A 17,446-nucleotide genomic window follows, 5' to 3' on the forward strand; every position below is an offset into this window, starting at 1 on the left:
GTTCGAACGTTTCGAGAGTTGTTCGATGCGTTTCGCGCACTTGCAAACCCGCAGGCCGCGTGGGGTTCTCGAGCGGAAGGGCGGGCCGCGGCGGCGACCGGAGCGGCCGCACGAGGACGTGACGCAGACCACTTGGCAGTGAACTTACTTCGGAGTAAGTTCATGGGCACCCGATCTGCAAAGGAGCAGCAGCGATGACCGACGCCTCCGCTGAGCCCGTCCGCCGCCGGCGCCACCACCGCGACCTCACCGGACGGCACGTCCTCATCACCGGAGCGTCCTCCGGAATCGGCCGCGCGGCGGCGCTCGCGGTAGCGGGCAAGGGCGCCACCGTGTTCCTGCTCGCGCGCAGGGGCGAGGTACTCGCCGCGGTCGTCGACGAGATCAGGGCCGCGGGCGGCTCGGCCTACGGATATTCCTGCGACGTCACCGATTCCGACTCCGTCGACCGCGTACTCGAGGCCGTTCTGAACGAACACGGCCACGTGGACATGCTGGTGAACAACGCGGGCCGCTCCATCCGCCGCGCCATCCATCGCTCCACCGACCGGCTGCACGACTTCGAACGCACCATGGCCGTGAACTACTTCGGCGCGTTGCGGCTGACCCTCGGACTGCTGCCGCAGATGCGGGAACGCAAGTTCGGGCACATCGTCAACATCAGCAGCGCGGGCGTGCAGGTCGCCACGCCCCGGTTCTCGGCATATCTGGCCAGCAAGGCGGCGCTGGACAAGTTCACCGAGGTGGCGGCCGTCGAGACCATGGCGGACGGCGTCACGTTCACCACCATCCACATGCCGCTGGTGCGCACGCCGATGATCACCCCGAGTGGCGATCAGGGCCCCGCCGAGTCGCCCGAATGGGCGGCGGCCACCATCGTGCGCGCGCTGACCGAACGCCCCAAGCGCATCGACGTGCCGCTGGGCACCATCGCCGAGTACGGCGCGCTGCTCACCCCGAAGATCCGCGATCGGGTGCTGCACCGCTACTACCGCGCCCTGCCCGACTCCCCCGCGGCCAAAGGCGAGCCGACGGCATCCCACGAACCGGCCGAATCCGCCGCCGCGCTCCCCGAGCCACGGCCCCGATCAACCACGCGCCGCGTCACGGGCACGGCCTTGCGGCGCGCTGCCCGCTGGGTCCCCGGCACCCATTGGTGAGTCTCGGCGTCTCCCGGGATCAGCCCGCCAGGAACGGCCGGACCGCCGCGGCGAACTCCGGATAGCGGTCGCGGTGGATGCTGTGGCCGCAGGTGAAGGTGGTCACCGTGCAGTCGCTGATGCCCTCTCGCAGGATGGCGAGCTTTTCCGGGTCGACCATGCCGCCCGGTCCGCCACACAACACCAGAGTGGGCGCGGTGATGTCGGAGAGGCGGTCCCACCACTCCGGATTCGGCTTGCGGAACTGCTCCAGCGCGGACTTCGTCATGGAGCGGTCGAAGGCGAGCACCGCGCGGGGGTGCAGGACCAGGCTGGAGGTGGCGTGCCACAGCTCGGGCACGGTGGGGAACCGGCGGTTCAGGCGCAATTCCTCGGCGCCGGACCGCAGCGGGAGCGGGCATTCCTCGATGACCAGTCTGCGCGCGAGTTCCGGACGTTCCTGCGCGACGCGCGACACCGCGTAACCGCCGAGCGAATGCCCGACCAGATCCACCGCGGGCAGCTCCAAGTGGTCGCACAGGCGCAGCAGATCGTCGCCGAACTCGTCGAAAAGATAGGAATCGGTGTGTGAGCTGCGGCCGTGTCCGCGGAGGTCGGGGATGATCACGCGGCGGCCGGATCGCACGAGAACACGGGCGAATCGATCCCACGTGTGCCCGTCGCCGCCCATGCCGTGCACGAGCAGCACGGGGATGTCGCTGACCGCGCCAACCCCCGAATCCCGATAGGCGATCCGCACATCTCCGAATGTCACCTGGCCAAGCGTCAGATCCACGACAATGAAGGATACCGGCAGTCATGCCCCACCCCCGCGCGGTGTAGCGCTGATCACCCAACGGCGAAAACGCAGTTCGGATGGCACTTGCCGGGAGGAGATCCGGGTCGCGCGAAGGCCGTTGTCCCCAGCGGTGTTTCGAGTGGCGCGATAAATGCCTGGCGCAAGGGCGAACTCGGAGCAATACTCGCCGCATGCCCTCGTTCGCCGATTTCGACCGCCGCGACTACCGCACCGTCGACGTGGCCACGGGATACGACGGTTGGGCGCCCACCTACGAGCAGACCGTCCTCGACGAGATGGATCTCGCTCTGCTCGGGCGATTGCGGCTCGACCTCGACGGGGTGCGGCGCGCGGCCGACCTCGGCTGCGGCACCGGCCGAACCGGAACGTGGTTGCGCGAGCGCGGAATACCGCACATCGACGGCGTGGACGTGAGCCAGGGGATGCTGGCCTTGGCCGCGGAACGCGGCGCCCACACCACGCTGACCCGAGCGGACGTGCGGGCCACCGGCCTGCCGGAAGGCGCCTATGACCTGGTGATCGCGTCCCTGATCGACGAGCACCTGCCGGAGCTGGCGCCGTTCTACGCGGAGGCGTGGCGGCTGGCCGCGCCGGGCGCGCGCTGCGTACTGGTCAGCTACCACCCGCAATTCATCATGGTGTCCGGAATGCCGACGCACTACACCGACCCTTCGGGTGAACCGGTGGCGATCAGCACCCATCTGCACTTGATCAGCGAGCACTTGTCGGCCGGGCTGGGCGCCGGCTGGGTCCTCACCGAAGTAGCCGAGGCACTGGTCGACGACGCGTGGCTGGCTCGCAAACCGAAATGGGCGGCCCTGCGCGGACATCCGTTCACGTTGGCGACCGTGTGGTCGCGCCGGGACTGAGGGTTGCTCAGTCGTAAAGCCCTTCCGCGCACCAGGTTTCGTCGCGATAGAGCAGCAGCAGCACTCGGCTGGCCGCGGTATCGTCGTCGAGCTGGACCTGTGCGCGGGCGGCGCATTCCGCGTCGCCCGAGCCGGGAGACCACCAGCGTTCGTCCACCGGCCACGGGCCTGCCCAGCCGGTGAGCCGCCACTGTTTGCTCCCCCAGCGCAGCAGCGCGGGGTCGGCGTCGAACAGAGCGCGATCGGTGACCTTGACCAGCGCGCCGTCGGCGGCTTCCAGCCGCACCAGCGGACGGTTCAGCAGGATCACGGCGGGGGCGGGTTCGGGCAGCCGTCCCGGCCAGGGTTGCGCGGGGTCGGCCGCGGGGACGAGTTCGTCACCAAGCGCGACCATGGTGATGCGTTCGGCGGGTCCACGTCCGCCGCTCAGCACCCCGACCCGCACCGCTTCCCCGCCGAGCAGCCCTTGCACCCGGATGAGCGCGCGGCGAGCCCGCTCGTCCTCCGCCCCGTCCCCGCCCCACAACCCGAGTTGCAGCGCACCCGCCGTGACCACCTCGACCGGTTCCAGCCGCAGCACGGTGATCGGCGCGGTGGGCCGCGCGGCGTCGCGCCGGGTGAGCCAGCCGTCCAGCTGCCAGCGCACCCGATCCGCCGTGCCCTCCGGTGTGAGCGGCTCTGCGCAGCGCCAGATCCGCGAAAGCCCCTCCCCCGCCTCGGTTTCCGCATGCACCGAAAGCCTGGTGCAGGCCAGCCCGGCCGCCGCGAGCGCGCCGTGCAGCCGGGTGGCGAGCAGGCGACCGGCGAAGGCGGCCGCGTCCACCCGCTCGATCGGCGGATCACAGCGGTACTCCACCACCAGATCCGGCGGCGGCTGCCGCGCGGATGGCGGACGCTCCGGCTCGGCCCTGGCACAGCGATGCGCGAGCACGGCGTCGACGCCGAACCGGGAGGCGACCTCCGCGGCGGAAAGCGCGGCGAAATCACCGATCCGGCGCAGACCCAAACGGTGCAGCAGATCGACCAGATCGGCGCGTTCCGGGGCGGCCAGGCTCGGTTCGACCGCGAGCTCACCGACCGGCAGTGGTGCGAGAAACCGCGCTCCCGCCCCCGCGGGCACGATCGCGGCGTGCCTGGCGGCGATCACCGCCGTGGACAGTTCGTCGGCGATCCCGATCTGCGCTTCCGCCCCGGCCGCGGCCACCGCGTCCACCAGACGCTCGGCCGCCGCCTCCTCGGACCCGAAGAACCGCGCGGCACCGCGCGCACCGAGCACGAGCAAGCCGGGGCGCAGCACCTCCACGCCGGGCACCGTCGCGGCCACCGCCGCGACCAGCGGTTCGAACAGTCGCGCGTCCCGATCCTGATCCTGTTGCGCGAGGAACAACTCGGGGCAGCGCGCTTGCGCCTCCCTGCGCTTCAGGCCGCGGCGCACCCCTTCGGCCCGCGCGAGCGCCGAACAGGCCACCACCCGGTTGGCGAACAGCACCGCCACCGGCCGCGTCGCCGGCAGGCCCGCCACCGCGGCGGCGGCGACCGCGGGCCAGTCCTGGCACCACAGGGCGAGCACCCGCTTCGATCGGATCACGGCGCCGCACGACCCGCAGGAGCCGAGGAGCGGGCCGCCGCACTCACGACACCGCCTCCTGTGTGTCGACGGCTTCGACCGGCGGAGCCGCCTTCTCGCGCAGCACCCATTCCACGCGCCCCGCGTTCGGGCACAGATCCAACCGCCCGCGCCGCGGCGGTCCCGCCTTGCCGCGCACTTCGACGGTCAAGCCGAGCGAACGCAGTCGCCCGCGCCCGCGGCCGAGACCGGCGTATCCCGCGACGCGGGCATCGAGCTGGAGGGACGCGCCGGGCCAGCGACCGTCGGCGACCACCAGGGTGGCGCCCTTGTTGCGGGCGCGCGCCGCGATCACCCGGCTGCGAGCGGGCGCGACGGCGGCGCCGCCGAGGCCGAGCACGACCAGATCGAGCCCGTCGAGCAGCACCGCGGCCACCTCCACCGGGTCGGGGCCCGGATCGGCGATCACGGCCAGCCGCCGCAGCTGCGCCCCCATCTCCACCGCGGCGAGCAGGCCGAGGCGGGGCATGCCCACCACCGCGGCATGCCCGCCGCCTTCGGTCACCGCGGCGAGCAGACCGGCCAGCAGCGAATTCGCCCCCGTGTACGCCACCACGGAACCCGCTACCAAGCCACCATCGGGCAACAAGGGGGCGAGCGCCGCGGGCACCGGCAATGCCGGTCGGCGCGATTCGGCGCCGAGTGGGACACGCTGCGCTGCCGATTCGCCGCGACCCGGCACCGCGGCCATACGCCTGCGCAGCTCAGCCAGGGAGGGAGCACCCTCCCGCCCACCACCGCGCGACAGCGCGCCCCGATTCACCCCTCCCTGCGAAATCGCATCCGAACCCATCCCAACCACCTACTTCCCACGATGGACCCGAGGCGAAGCATGCGGAGCGACCCTCGATTCGAGTGCCAGCACCGATTCAGCTATCGATTGATATCGAATATACGTTCGATACCGAGACAGTAGAAACCGACCCCTAGGTTTCCGTCAAGGGTCCGGCGGGCGCGTGTCGTGGCCATGCGGGTTCCGCGCAGGGTTCCAGCGAAACGGCGCCGACGCGAGAGGCAGGGCGGGCACTCCACGCAGTCCGCGCATCGCATCCACGCTTCTCCGCGGGTGCGGCCGCCGAGCCGTCGTCTCCACCCCCCGCGACCGCCGCCGGGCAACCCCGCCGCAGCTTCCTTCCACCCGCCGGACACGTCGGGGATCCGGCGCGCGACCGGCTACCACCCACCGGCACCGGTTCCTCGGTATGGTGTCGCATGTCCGGCCACCACGCTCGGCACCCGGTTCCTCGGTATGGTTTGTGGCACACATCCCAACCGAGAGCGTGTGTGACACATAGCAGTGCCTCGTACTCGCCTATGCGCGAACACGAATCAGGCCAGCTAGCCTCATTTTCCGCTACCCTGCACCCGTGACCGAACGCGCTCGTCCCACTGTCGGCCCCCAGTATCTCGTCGCAGGCCGGTACCGCCTCCAGTCGAAGCTGGGTGGCGGCGGCATGGGCGCGGTATGGCTGGCGCACGACCGTTTGCTGGACCGGGACGTCGCGATCAAGCAGGTGCTCACCACGGCCGGGCTCGACGAGGCCGAAGCCGACGCGGTCCGCAACCAGATCATGCACGAGGGCCGGGTCGCCGCGAAACTCTCGCACGACCACGCCATCGCCGTGTACGACGTGGTGCTCGAGGCCGGTGAGCCCTGGCTGGTGATGGAGCACCTACCCTCGCGCAGTGTGGCGAAGGCGCTGGCGCTGGTCGACACGCTGCCGCCGATCGAGGTCGCGCAGATCGGCGCCCAGGTCGCCGACGCGCTGGCCGCCGCGCACGCGGTCGGCATCGTGCACCGGGACATCAAGCCGGGCAACATCCTCGTCGCCGACCGCGGTCCCGGCGTCGGCATGGCGAAACTCAGCGACTTCGGCATCTCCCGCGGTGCGGGCGACCTGCTCGACGAACCGGACGGCGTGATCACCGGCACCCCCTCCTATCTGCCCCCCGAGGTCGCGCGCGGAGCGCAACCGACCAAGGCCAGCGACGTGTTCTCCCTCGGCGCCACGCTCTACACCGCGATCGAAGGACAGCCGCCGTACGGCTTCGACGAGGACAGCGACGTCATCGTGCACCGCGCCGCCATGGCGCAGATCATCCCGCCGACCCGCAGCGGCATGCTCACCCAGGCGCTGCTGCACATGATGGAGCCCGCGCCGCAGCGCCGCCCGACCATGGCCGAGGCGCGCGACGAGATCCTCACCGCCGCTTTCGGTCCCGGCACCGGGCCCTACATTCTCGGCGCGCCCGTCCGCACCGAGGACGGAACCATCCCGTTCTGGGCCGCGCGCAACTCGGCGTCCGGGATCCGCAGCCCGCACTCCACGCCGCTTCCCCGCCCGCACCGCAACCTCGCGGGCGCGGCCGCGGCCACGCCACCGCAGCGCGCCAAGAACGCCCAGCCCGGCAACGCCCCCTTGGCCATCGCCGTCGGCCTGCTGATCGGCCTGATCATCATCATCGGGATCATCGTCGCCGTCCTCTGACGTCGACCCGGCCGCGCGAAACCGGACGACGATCAGTCGATGCGGCGGCGGTGGGCCCATCGGGTCAGGGCGTTGCGGTTGGACTGCTGCGTCTTGCGCAACACGTTGGAGGCGTGCGTCTCCACCGTTTTGACCGAGATGAAGAGGGATTCGGCGATCTCGCGGTAGGTGTAGCCGCGCGCGAGCAGGCGCAGCACCTCCAGCTCGCGCGGGGTCAGGGAGTCGAGTTCCGGGTCGAGGGGCGGCTCGGGCACCGGGGACCTTCCGGTGAACGAGTCCAAGACGAAACCGGCCAGGCGCGGGCTGAAGACCGCGTCGCCGCCCGCCACCCGGCGGATGCCGTCGGCCAGCTCGGCTCCCGAAATCGTCTTGGTGACATACCCTCTGGCCCCGGCCCTGATCACCGCGATCACGTCCTCGGCCGCGTCGGACACGCTCAGCGCCAGGCACACCGGCCCCGGCTCGATACCCGCCAGCACCGCCACCCCACCGCCGTCGGGCATGTGCACGTCGAGCAGGACGACGTCCGGTCGCTCGGCGTTGATCCCGGCCACCGCCTCCGCGACTCCCCCGGCCTCCCCGACCACCTCCATGTCCGCCTCACGGCTCAATTCCGCACGCACACCCGACCGGAAGACGGCATGATCATCGACGAGAAAGACCCGCACGGTCACCTACTTCTCCTAACCGACCCATGACCCCCAACCCGTACCACACTCGTCCCCCGGATGCCCGTCGCGTCCCGCGCGGGCGTGGAACGCGCTAGTGGGCGGACCGGGCGGGCTCTTCGTCCTGGGTGGCGCAGCCGGAATCGGTCCGCGGCATGCTGATTCGGACCTCGGTGCCGCGGCCCGGCGTCGACAGGACGTCCACTTGGCCGCCGCGGCGCTCGACCCGGCCGCGAATGGATTTCGCCAGGCCGCGACGGTCTTCCGGCACGGCCGCGAGGTCGAAGCCGCAGCCGCGGTCACGGACGAAGATGCTCACCTGATGCGGCTCCACCTCGGCGAACAGGTCGATCTCCGGGACACCCGCGTGCTTCGCGGCGTTGACCAGCGCTTCCCTGCTCGCACCGAGCAGAGCGGTGAAGTGTTCCTTCGGCAGACCCGAACCGGAGCCGTCGACGTCCATCGATACGTCGCCGACGGTCACCGGCGCCACCTTCACGCCGTGCTGGTCCTCCACCTCGCCCGCGATGGTCCGCAGGGCCGCGGCCAAGCTCGACTGCGCGGGCCCGGCATCCTCGAACAGCCATTTCCGCAGCTCCCGCTCCTGGCTCCGGGCCAACCGCAACACTTCTTGCGGGTCGTCGGCCTGCCGCTGGATCAGCGCGAGCGTCTGGAGCACGGAGTCGTGCAGGTGCGAGGCGATCTCCTCGCGTTCCTCGTTGCGGATGCGGGCGGCGCGCTCGGCGTTCAGCGCGCGCATCATGCGCAGCCACAGCGGTACCGTCAGCAGTCCCGCCCCGATCAGCGTGACCGCCACCGCGAGCAGCGCCGATCCGATCGAGCTCAGATTGATCCTGGCCAGCACCACCACACCGAGACCGGCCACGATCAGCGTCACACCGGCGACGATGCGCGACCAGGTGACCACAGAAGGGCGCGCGGGCAGCCCGAGCAGCGAACGCGGCCCGTCGGCGTCGTACTCTCGCCACACCAGCGCCGCGCCGACCGCCACCACGATGACCGGGGCGATCACCTTCGCCGCCGTGCCGCTGAACACCCAGGACACGGCGATCGCGAGCCCGAGCCCGAGCATCGCGAGCCCGATCGCCTGCCGCCGCTCCGCACCGGAGGGTTTGACCTGATCGGACCCGCCGGGCGTGAAGATCCACAGCAGTCCGTACCCGACGATGCCGGCCCCGGCCAGCGCGGACAGCAGCACGAACGCCATCCGCACCTTGAACACGTCGACGCCGAGATGATCCGCCAGGCCACCCGCGACGCCGCCGACGACCCGGCCGCCCGACCGGCGGACCATCCGCGCCTGCGGCGGCCAGGGGACCGGCGCGGGCGCGGGCCCCGGCCCACGGGCAGCGTCGAACCCCCGGGTGTCGAACGCGGGAACAGACGGGTACATGTCTTCGATACTGGCACGGCGACGAAGCCGCCAGCATCGGGATTCACCCTGATCTTGCTCGACCACACCCGCGCCGACCAGGGCGGACACGGCGAGGCCCGAGCACACCTTGGCATAGCTGAAAGTTTGCTGCATCGGTGGATCGGTCCAAAGTGTTCAGGCTGTTTTTCAGGGTTCCCCCCGATGCGCCGATTCCGTGATCGGCACACCATGGGAAACATGACGAAAACGAGCTTCGGCGACCAGGTCCAGCAGATATGGCAGACCCGGCCGGTCCGATTGCCGCAGCAGGGGCCGATCGCGGGCGTCGCGGCGGGGTTCGCGCGCCGCTACGAGATCGATCCGGTGCTGGTTCGCGTCGCGTTCGTCGTCTCGACGATCTTCGGCGGCGCGGGCATCGTGCTCTACCTGCTGGCCTGGCTGCTGCTCAGCGCGGCGGGCGACCAGGCCTCCGCGGCCGAGTCGCTGGTCGGCAAGGGCCACAGCTCGCAGTCGCAGACCAAGACCATCGTGTTGATCGTGGCGCTGGCCATCGCGGTCAGCACGATGGGCCCGGTCGGCGTCGGTCTCGGCGGCTCCGGCCTGATCAGCTTCGCCCTGATGCTGGCGGGTTGGTGGATGCTGCACCTGCGCACGCCCAACCCGCCACCGGGCACCACCGAAGCGTTCGGCGGCTTCGCTCCGGAGACCGGGATCAACGCCACCGGCTACCCCGGCGCGGTCTTCCCGCAGGGGGCGACCCGGACGGTCGGCGACCTGTACATGCCGCCGACCGCCGTGTACACGCCGTACACGAAACTGCCGGATACCTATATCCCGGAGACGCCCGCGGACGGCGCGACGGTTCCGCTGCGCAAGCCCGCGACCGATGACGCCACCGTCGTGCTGGACAAGGCGGCCGTGCCCGCTGAAAAAGAGCCGGAAGCTCCGATCGGCGGCCGCACCGATCCGCCCGCCACAGTCGCCGGTGGAGAAGAACCAGTGGCGATCAGCAGCGCCTCACCCGCCCCGGTCGGCGATCGAGAGGGTCCGACTGCGATCGACAGCGGCCGGATCGGTCTCGCCGATACGGTCGCCCCAGCCGGATCGGACACGGCTCGCACCGACAGAGCCGATTCGCCGGGGAGCACACCGGACGTGAGAACGTCACCGTCCGACGTTCCGGTCCCACTCGGCAAAGACGTTCCGGCGCCCGGTCGCGCTCCGAGCCCGCCTCGCCCCGTCTCCGCTCACCCCGCGATCATCGGCGGCCCGACCCCACCGTCCTGGGATCCGCTCGGCGTCGCTCCGCTCGCCTGGGATCTGCCGGAACCTCCCCCCGCCCGCACCGTCGTCGCCCCGCAGGAGAAGCGTCCGCGCTCCCGGCTGACGCCGGTGGTGATCGGCTCGGCCATTCTCGCGGCGGCGGGAGCGGGTGCGGCCGCGGCCTCTGGCGTCGAGTGGATGACCCCGGCCCGCATCGCCGCGGCGGCGCTGGCCGTGATCGGTTTCGGTCTGGTGCTCGGCGCGTTCCTGCGGCGCGGCTACGGCTTGCTGGTGCTCACCGCTCCGCTCGCCGGATTCGTGCTGTTCGCTTCGGCGGTCGGTCCGCTCGAGTTCGATCAGGGCGCGATGGGCGACCACACCTGGGCGCCTGCCTCCGCGGCGGATCTGGCCAGCAACTATAAGGTGACCATGGGTTCCGGCACGCTCGACCTGCGTTCGGTGAGACTGACCGAGAACCGCACCGTCGACATCGACGTCCGGATGGGCGAAGCCCGCGTCCTGCTGCCCGCGGACATGACCGTCCGCGCCCGATGCACCGCCACCATGGGCGAAGCGGTCTGCGCCGAAGGCATCAGCGGTCCGAATACGCCCGGCGCGCCGGTGCTCGATCTGAACGTCGACGTCCGCGCCGGAAACGTGGAGGTGCAACGTGGCTGAGACCGACAACGACAAGCGCACCGGTTCCCGGCGCGGCCCCGCCGCCTCGCTGCTGATCGCGGGACTGCTCTCCCTCGCGATCAGTGTGTGGGCGTTCGCCGGTCCGGCGTCCGTGCCAGCGACCAGCATGATCCCGATCGGTTGGATCGTCGTGCTCGCCGCGATCGTCATCGGCATCGTGCTGGTGATCTCCCCGCGCAAACGATCCTGAACACGCCGAACGGCCCGTCCCACCCGGACGGGCCGTTCCCGCGTTCATCCCCACGCCACCGCTGCCGGACCAGCCGAGACCCCTCGTCATACGGACAGGAGAACCCGATGAAACCCGACGACCCCGCCGATCCGGCGCCGCCGACCGCACCGGCCACGCCGCCGGAGCCTCGCCCCGTCACGAACGGCACGCTCCTGGGCCACCTGATTCTGCACAGCGCCTTCCACCGCCCCCGCTGATCTCCGCGGAGCCGAGAACGCGGCAAGGGCCCTACCGTTTGCGCGGCCGGGCGCTCACTCCCACTCGATGGTGCCCGGCGGCTTGCTGGTCACGTCCAGGACCACGCGGTTGACCTCCGCCACCTCGTTGGTGATCCGGGTGGAGATGCGCTCCAGCACCTCGTAGGGCAACCGGGTCCAGTCGGCGGTCATGGCGTCCTCGCTGGACACCGGACGCAACACGATCGGGTGTCCGTAGGTACGGCCGTCGCCCTGCACGCCGACGCTGCGGACCTCCGCGAGCAACACGACCGGGCACTGCCAGATCTGCCGGTCCAGACCGGCCGCCGTCAGTTCCTCGCGGGCGATGGCGTCGGCCCGGCGCAGCGTCTCCAGCCGGTCGGCGGTGACCTCGCCGACGATCCGGATGGCGAGACCGGGGCCGGGGAACGGCTGACGGGCCACGATCTCCTCGGGCAACCCGAGTTCGCGGCCGACCGCGCGGACCTCGTCCTTGAACAGCAACCGCAGCGGCTCGACGAGTTCGAACTCCAGGTCGTCGGGCAGGCCGCCGACATTGTGATGGCTCTTGATGTTCGCGGTGCCGCTGCCGCCGCCGGACTCGACGACATCCGGGTAGAGCGTGCCCTGCACCAGGAACTCGACCTTCGGCGTCGCGCCGTCGGCCTCGCCGTGCTCGAGCACCACCTCGCCCACCGCGTCCTCGAAGGAGCGGATGAACTCACGCCCGATGGTCTTGCGCTTCTCCTCGGGATCGGTCACGCCCTTCAGCTCGCCGAGGAATTTGTCCACCGCGTCGACGGTCACCAGCTTGGCGCCGGTCGCGGCGACGAAATCCTGCTGCACCTGCTCGCGCTCCCCCGCCCGCAGCAGGCCGTGGTCGACGAACACACACGTCAGCCGGTCACCGATGGCACGCTGCACCAAGGCGGCGGCGACCGCGCTGTCCACCCCACCGGACAGTCCGCAGATCGCGTGCCCGTCACCGATCTGCTCGCGCACCGAGGCGATCAGCGAATCGGCGATGTTCGCCGGAGTCCAAGTGGACGGGATGCCGGCGAGTTCGTGCAGGAACCGGCTCAGCACCTGCTGCCCGTGTGGCGAATGCAGCACCTCCGGGTGGTATTGCACACCGGCCAGCCTGCGGGCGCGATCCTCGAAGGCGGCGACCGGCGCGCCCGCGGTGGTGCCGGTGACCTCGAAGCCGTCCGGCGCGTCGGTGACCGCGTCGCCGTGGCTCATCCACACCGGCTGGATGGTCGGCAGGCCGCCGTGCAGCAAACCGCCGTCGATGTTGAGCTCGGTCCGCCCGTACTCCCGGGTGCCGGTGTGCGCGACCGTGCCGCCCAGCGCCTGGGCCATCGCCTGGAAGCCGTAGCAGATGCCGAAGACCGGCAACCCCAGATCGAACAACCGCGGATCCAGCCGCGGCGCGCCCTCGGCGTACACGCTGGCCGGGCCGCCGGACAGGATCACCGCGAGCGGATGCTTGGCGGCGATCTCCTCCACCGTCGCGGTGTGCGGAACCACCTCCGAGTACACGCTCGACTCGCGCACCCGCCGCGCGATCAGCTGGGCGTACTGTGCTCCGAAGTCGACGACGAGGACCGGTCTCTGGGTTTGTGCCACTCGCCCAGTTTAGTGAGCGGGGAAACGAGCGAATCATCGGCACAGCGGCCGGCGTGGGAGACGAGCCCGACCGCCCGAATCGTCACCCGCGGCCGGGCTCGCTGGTTATCCTTCTGCTCGTGCCCTTCGCCCGCGCGATCGATGCCGACATCCACTACGAGGACAGCGGCGGGGACGGCCCGGTGGTACTGCTGGCGCACGAGTTCCTCATGGACCACACCATGTTCGCCGCCCAAATGGCCGCGCTCGCACCGGAATTCCGGATCGTGTCCTGGGATGCCCGCGGCCACGGCCGCACCAGGGACGAGGGCCTACCCTTCACCTATTGGACCGCGGCCAGGGACGCGCTGACCGTCCTCGATCATCTCGGCGCCGATCAGGCCGTCGTCGGCGGCACCGCGCAGGGGGGTTTCACCGCGCTGCGCACCGCGTTGATCGCGCCGGAGCGCGTCTCCGCGCTGATCCTGATCAGCACCGAAGCGCACGGTCCGACCCCGGCGCAGTCCACCGCCACGCAGAAGTTCCTCGAAGAGTGGTACGACGACGGCTCCAGGAAACGCGCCGTGCACCAGCTGGCCTCCTGGCTGATCGGCGACGACGAGTGGTACCGCTCGATCTGGACCCAACGCTGGCTGGTGCGCGACCGCCGCGGCATCGAGGTGGCGGCGGGCTGCCTGCTCAGCCGCGACTCGGTGCTGGATCGCCTCCGCGAAATCTCCTGTCCCGCTTTGGTGATCCACCCGACGCACAGCGGCATGGACCGCAAGCGCGCCCAGGAACTGGCCCGCGGCCTGTCCGGCGCCACGTTCATCGAAATCGCCGAGGCCCGCCTTGCGGTGACGATGACCCACCCCGAGCCGGTGAACCACGCCATCCAGCAGTTCCTGCGCGCACGGACGAAACCGACCCGCGTGCACTGAACGTTGTGTCTGATTTGCAGCGCCTGCGGCGCTGCGTGTTCGTAAGACTCGCTTCTCCGGTGATCGCCGGGTGGTGGGGAGGGCGCGTCGGCGGGCTCAGGCCCACCTTCAGGCGCGGACGCTCAGGCCGACCTTCTGGAATTCCTTCAGATCCGAGTACCCGGCCTTCGCCATCGAACGACGCAGGCCGCCGACGAGATTCAGCGAACCGAACGGATCGTCGGACGGGCCGAAGAGCACCCGCTCCAGGCTGGGGCGCACCGTGTCGCCGACCGGCTCGCCACCGAGATCCCACGGATCGTCGACGTGCAGCATCGACCCGCGCGGCACCGAAGGGTGCGCGGCCGCCGACGGCCAGTACCAGCCCCGGCCGGGCGCCTCCGCGGCCACGGCCAGCGGAACGCCGAGCATGGCCGCGTCGGCGCCGCACGCGATCGCCTTGGCCAATTGCCCCGAGGTGGCGATGTCACCGTCCGCGATGACGTGCACGTAGCGGCCGCCGGTCTCGTCCAGGTAGTCGCGGCGGGCGGCGGCGGCGTCCGCGATCGCGGTGGCCATCGGCACGCCGATGCCGAGCACCTCGCCGGTGGTGGTCGCGCCGGGGTAGGAGCCGTAGCCGACGATCACGCCCGCGGCGCCGGTGCGCATCAGGTGCAGCGCGGTGCGGTGATCGCTCACGCCGCCGGCGACCACGGGCACGTCCAGCTCGGCGATGAAGGTCTTGAGGTTCAGCGGCTCACCGTCGCCGACGTGCTCGGCGGAGATGATCGTGCCGTGCACCACGAGCAGGTCGATACCCGCCTGCACCAGCGCCGGGGTGAGCGTGCGCGCGTTCTGCGGGCTCACCCGCACCGCGACGGTGACGCCGGCGGCGCGGACCTGCGCCACCGCGGCGGCGAGCAGATCCGGCTGCATCGGCGCGGCGTGCAACTCCTGCAGCAGCGCCACGGCGCGCTCGTAGCCGCCCTTGCCGACCAGCTCGAGCAGCTGGTCGATCTTCGCGCCGACATCCGCGTGCCGCGCCCACAGTCCCTCGCCGTTGATCACGCCGAGCCCGCCGAGGCGGCCGAGCTCGATCGCGAACTCCGGCGACACCAAGGCGTCGGTGGGATGCGCGAGAAACGGGATTTCGAAGCGGTAGGCGTCCAGCTGCCAGGACAGCGACACTTGCTTCGACGAGCGGGTCCGGCGCGAGGGGACGATGTCGACGTCGTCCAGCTCATAGGTACGCCGGGCGGTCCGGCCCATGCCGATCTCCACCATGTCGCGCACGCGAATTCTCCTTAATTTTTGGCAGCGCCTACGGCGCTGCGTGTTCGCGGCCCTTTTATGGCTCGCGTTCCAGCGGCCGAGACTCGCGCCTGCGGCGCATGCGCTTCGACCGCTGGAACGCGAGCCGGGCCGCGAACGGGCGCTCGTAAGACTCGCGCCGCCAGTGGTTACTTGTGGGGGCTGGTGGGCAGCACAAAGCGCCGACCCACCGCAGTCGCACACCGCCACAGCCGGTGGGCGAACTCCATCATGCACGGACCGGTTGGTCCCGTACATGAACCTAGTGGGCTAAGCCCGTCCGGTGTAGTTAGGGGCCTCGACAGTCATGGTGATGTCGTGCGGGTGGCTCTCCTTCAGGCCCGCCGCGGTGATCTGCACGAACTGCGCTTCCTGCAGATGCGCGATCGACTGCGAGCCGGTGTAGCCCATGGCCGCGCGCAGGCCGCCGACCAGCTGGTGGATCACCTGATTGACCGGGCCGCGGAACGGCACCCTGCCCTCGATGCCCTCGGGGACCAGCTTGTCCTCGGCCAGCACGTCGTCCTGGAAGTAGCGGTCCTTGGAGAACGACTTCGCCTGGCCGCGGCCCTGCATGGCGCCCAGCGAGCCCATGCCGCGATAGCTCTTGAACTGTTTGCCGCCGACCAGGATCAGCTCGCCGGGCGACTCGGCGGTGCCAGCGAGCAGCGAGCCGAGCATCACGGTGGACGCGCCCGCCGCGATGGCCTTGGCGATGTCGCCGGAGAACTGGATGCCGCCGTCGGCGATCACCGGGATACCCGCGGGCTTGCACGCGGCGACCGCCTCCAGAATCGCGGTGATCTGCGGCGCGCCGACGCCGGCGACCACGCGGGTGGTGCAGATCGAGCCGGGACCGACACCCACCTTGACCGCGTCGGCGCCCGCTTCTACGAGCGCGGCCGCACCCTGGCGGGTGGCCACGTTGCCGCCGACCACCTGGATCCGGTCGCCGACCTCGGCCTTGACCTTGGTCACCATCTGCAGCACCTGCACCTGATGGCCGTGCGCGGTGTCCACCACGAGCACGTCCACGCCCGCGTCGGCCAGCGTCATGGCCCGCGACCAGGAGTCCTCGCCGACACCGACCGCGGCGCCGACCAGCAGACGGCCGTCACGGTCCTTGGTGGCGTTGGGGTACTGGTCGGTCTTGACGAAGTCCTTGACGGTGATCAGGCCGCGCAGGCGCCCGTTGCCGTCGACGATCGGCAGCTTCTCCACCTTGTGCCTGCGCAGCAGTCCGAGCGCCGCCTCAGCGGTGACGCCCTCCTGCGCGGTGATCAGGGGCGCCTTCGTCATCACGTCGGCGACGCGCCGGTTCTGATCCACCTCGAAACGCATGTCCCGATTGGTGATGATGCCCACAAGCGCACCGGTCTCGTCCACCACGGGAAGACCCGAGATGCGGAACCTGGCGCACATGGCGTCGACCTCGGCGAGGGTGTCGGTCGGACGGCAGGTCACCGGATCGGTGACCATTCCCGCCTCGGAACGCTTGACCGTCTCCACCTGGGAAGCCTGGTCGGCGGTCGAGAGGTTGCGGTGCAACACGCCCATGCCGCCCGCGCGCGCCATCGCGATGGCCATCCGCGCCTCGGTCACCGTGTCCATGGCCGAGCTGACCAGGGGGGTGCGCAGGCGGATCTCCCTGGTCAGCAGGCTGGAGGTCTCCACGGAGCTGGGGATGAGATCCGAGGCGGCAGGCAGCAACAGCACATCGTCGAATGTGAGGCCGAGCATGGCGATCTTGTTCGGATCGTCGCCACCCGTAGGAGGGCGGACTGCGATTCGTTCGCCCGGTACGGGATTACTCATTCGGATCGACCCCTCCTGGACGTCGATAGCGACCGGCGCCGGTGGTACCGGCGCCGTGACGGCTGATGGGATGGACGTGGTTCGGCGGCGGTGCGATCGGTACCCGCCGTAGCCTGTGCTCCATGGTATCTGTCCGGTGAACTCGCCGACGAAGTGAGCCCACCACCGAAACTGGCAGGCCGCATCGCTGGCGCAGACCACCCTGTTCTGCGTACCGTGGGGATGTGCGTGACCATCTACCACCTGGCTTGCCGCCGGATCCGTTCGCCGGAGACCCCTCCGACCCGTCCGCCGCGCTCGATGCCATCGAGCCCGGCGAACCGCTGGATCCCCACGAGCGCCTTGCGGTCGAGGAGGATCTCGCCGACCTCGCGGTGTACGAGGCACTGCTGG

At 70.6% G+C, this 17,446-nt stretch carries 16 protein-coding genes; 8 read left to right on the forward strand and 8 right to left on the reverse strand.

What is annotated here, in order from left to right; genetic code table 11:
• The first annotated feature begins 194 nt into the window (after positions 1-194).
• Entirely contained in the window at positions 195-1,160 is a 966-nt protein-coding gene (locus NB3_RS16615; protein ID WP_067803584.1) for an SDR family NAD(P)-dependent oxidoreductase, read from the forward strand.
• A 19-nt stretch (positions 1,161-1,179) separates the two neighbouring features.
• Here the strand turns inward: NB3_RS16615 and NB3_RS16620 are convergent, their stop codons facing one another.
• Positions 1,180-1,914, reverse strand: a complete 735-nt coding sequence (locus NB3_RS16620; protein WP_244891933.1) for an alpha/beta fold hydrolase — start codon at positions 1,912-1,914, stop codon at positions 1,180-1,182.
• 215 nt (positions 1,915-2,129) lie between these two features.
• On the opposite strand from NB3_RS16620, the gene NB3_RS16625 reads away from it, so the two are divergent.
• Positions 2,130-2,828: a class I SAM-dependent DNA methyltransferase gene (locus NB3_RS16625; RefSeq protein WP_067803590.1), complete on the forward strand. Its 699-nt coding sequence runs from the start codon at positions 2,130-2,132 to the stop codon at positions 2,826-2,828.
• A 7-nt stretch (positions 2,829-2,835) separates the two neighbouring features.
• On the opposite strand, the gene NB3_RS16630 is transcribed toward NB3_RS16625, so the two are convergent.
• Together NB3_RS16630 and imuA' are read right to left on the reverse strand one after the other, a co-directional pair.
• Positions 2,836-4,416, reverse strand: coding sequence for a DNA polymerase Y family protein (locus NB3_RS16630; protein WP_067803593.1), 1,581 nt, complete (start codon positions 4,414-4,416; stop codon positions 2,836-2,838).
• Between the two features lie 43 nt (positions 4,417-4,459).
• A complete protein-coding gene (imuA', locus tag NB3_RS16635; protein WP_067803596.1) occupies positions 4,460-5,248 on the reverse strand; it encodes a DnaE2-dependent mutagenesis accessory factor ImuA' in 789 nt (262 codons plus the stop codon).
• Between the two features lie 574 nt (positions 5,249-5,822).
• Between imuA' and NB3_RS16640 the strand changes: the two genes are divergently transcribed.
• Positions 5,823-6,944, forward strand: a complete 1,122-nt coding sequence (locus NB3_RS16640; protein WP_067803599.1) for a serine/threonine-protein kinase — start codon at positions 5,823-5,825, stop codon at positions 6,942-6,944.
• Positions 6,945-6,976: 32 nt separating this feature from the next.
• Here the strand turns inward: NB3_RS16640 and NB3_RS16645 are convergent, their stop codons facing one another.
• On the reverse strand, positions 6,977-7,612 hold the full coding sequence (locus tag NB3_RS16645) for a response regulator (RefSeq protein WP_157111826.1): 636 nt from the start codon (positions 7,610-7,612) through the stop codon (positions 6,977-6,979).
• Between the two features lie 94 nt (positions 7,613-7,706).
• Positions 7,707-9,026 carry an ATP-binding protein gene (locus NB3_RS16650; RefSeq protein WP_084486301.1) on the reverse strand — a complete coding sequence of 440 codons (1,320 nt, stop codon included), beginning with the start codon at positions 9,024-9,026 and terminating at the stop codon, positions 7,707-7,709.
• 210 nt (positions 9,027-9,236) lie between these two features.
• Here NB3_RS16650 and NB3_RS16655 point away from each other — a divergent pair, with 210 nt between their 5' ends.
• The 3 genes from NB3_RS16655 to NB3_RS36585 all read left to right on the forward strand — a co-directional run bounded on the left by NB3_RS16655 (position 9,237) and on the right by NB3_RS36585 (position 11,399).
• A complete protein-coding gene (locus NB3_RS16655) occupies positions 9,237-10,949 on the forward strand; it encodes a PspC domain-containing protein (protein WP_084486297.1) in 1,713 nt (570 codons plus the stop codon).
• On the forward strand, positions 10,942-11,160 hold the full coding sequence (locus tag NB3_RS16660; protein WP_067803608.1) for a hypothetical protein: 219 nt from the start codon (positions 10,942-10,944) through the stop codon (positions 11,158-11,160). Before NB3_RS16655 ends, NB3_RS16660 begins: the two co-directional genes overlap by 8 nt.
• 107 nt (positions 11,161-11,267) lie before the next feature.
• Positions 11,268-11,399: a hypothetical protein gene (locus tag NB3_RS36585; protein ID WP_280516585.1), complete on the forward strand. Its 132-nt coding sequence runs from the start codon at positions 11,268-11,270 to the stop codon at positions 11,397-11,399.
• A gap of 54 nt (positions 11,400-11,453) precedes the next feature.
• Here NB3_RS36585 and guaA read toward each other — a convergent pair whose 3' ends face one another.
• On the reverse strand, positions 11,454-13,028 hold the full coding sequence (guaA, locus tag NB3_RS16665; RefSeq protein ID WP_067803611.1) for a glutamine-hydrolyzing GMP synthase: 1,575 nt from the start codon (positions 13,026-13,028) through the stop codon (positions 11,454-11,456).
• A gap of 119 nt (positions 13,029-13,147) precedes the next feature.
• Here guaA and NB3_RS16670 point away from each other — a divergent pair, with 119 nt between their 5' ends.
• Entirely contained in the window at positions 13,148-13,948 is an 801-nt protein-coding gene (locus tag NB3_RS16670) for an alpha/beta fold hydrolase (protein ID WP_067803699.1), read from the forward strand.
• A 108-nt stretch (positions 13,949-14,056) separates the two neighbouring features.
• Here the strand turns inward: NB3_RS16670 and NB3_RS16675 are convergent, their stop codons facing one another.
• Both NB3_RS16675 and guaB read right to left on the reverse strand, forming a co-directional pair.
• Positions 14,057-15,220 (reverse strand): GuaB3 family IMP dehydrogenase-related protein, encoded by a 1,164-nt coding sequence (locus tag NB3_RS16675; protein WP_067803614.1) that lies wholly within the window; start codon positions 15,218-15,220, stop codon positions 14,057-14,059.
• Positions 15,221-15,508: 288 nt separating this feature from the next.
• Positions 15,509-17,053 carry an IMP dehydrogenase gene (gene guaB / locus NB3_RS16680; protein WP_084486298.1) on the reverse strand — a complete coding sequence of 515 codons (1,545 nt, stop codon included), beginning with the start codon at positions 17,051-17,053 and terminating at the stop codon, positions 15,509-15,511.
• Between the two features lie 224 nt (positions 17,054-17,277).
• Here guaB and NB3_RS35590 point away from each other — a divergent pair.
• Positions 17,278-17,446, forward strand: a 169-nt coding sequence (locus NB3_RS35590) for a DUF5319 family protein (protein WP_169810695.1), incomplete at its 3' end; no start/stop codon positions are given.

It is taken from the genome of Nocardia beijingensis NBRC 16342 (assembly GCF_001612785.1).
Classification (GTDB): Bacteria; Actinomycetota; Actinomycetes; order Mycobacteriales; family Mycobacteriaceae; genus Nocardia; species Nocardia beijingensis.

Excerpts from the sequence above, each read along its gene's own strand:
- NB3_RS16615 (WP_067803584.1), top strand. The coding sequence starts at position 195 with ATGACCGACGCCTCCGCTGAGCCCGTCCGCCGCCGGCGCCACCACCGC.
- NB3_RS16625 (WP_067803590.1), top strand. The coding sequence starts at position 2,130 with ATGCCCTCGTTCGCCGATTTCGACCGCCGCGACTACCGCACCGTCGAC.
- imuA' (WP_067803596.1), bottom strand. The coding sequence starts at position 5,248 with ATGGGTTCGGATGCGATTTCGCAGGGAGGGGTGAATCGGGGCGCGCTG.
- NB3_RS16650 (WP_084486301.1), bottom strand. The coding sequence starts at position 9,026 with ATGTACCCGTCTGTTCCCGCGTTCGACACCCGGGGGTTCGACGCTGCC.
- NB3_RS16655 (WP_084486297.1), top strand. The coding sequence starts at position 9,237 with ATGGGAAACATGACGAAAACGAGCTTCGGCGACCAGGTCCAGCAGATA.
- NB3_RS36585 (WP_280516585.1), top strand. The coding sequence starts at position 11,268 with ATGAAACCCGACGACCCCGCCGATCCGGCGCCGCCGACCGCACCGGCC.
- guaB (WP_084486298.1), bottom strand. The coding sequence starts at position 17,053 with ATGAGTAATCCCGTACCGGGCGAACGAATCGCAGTCCGCCCTCCTACG.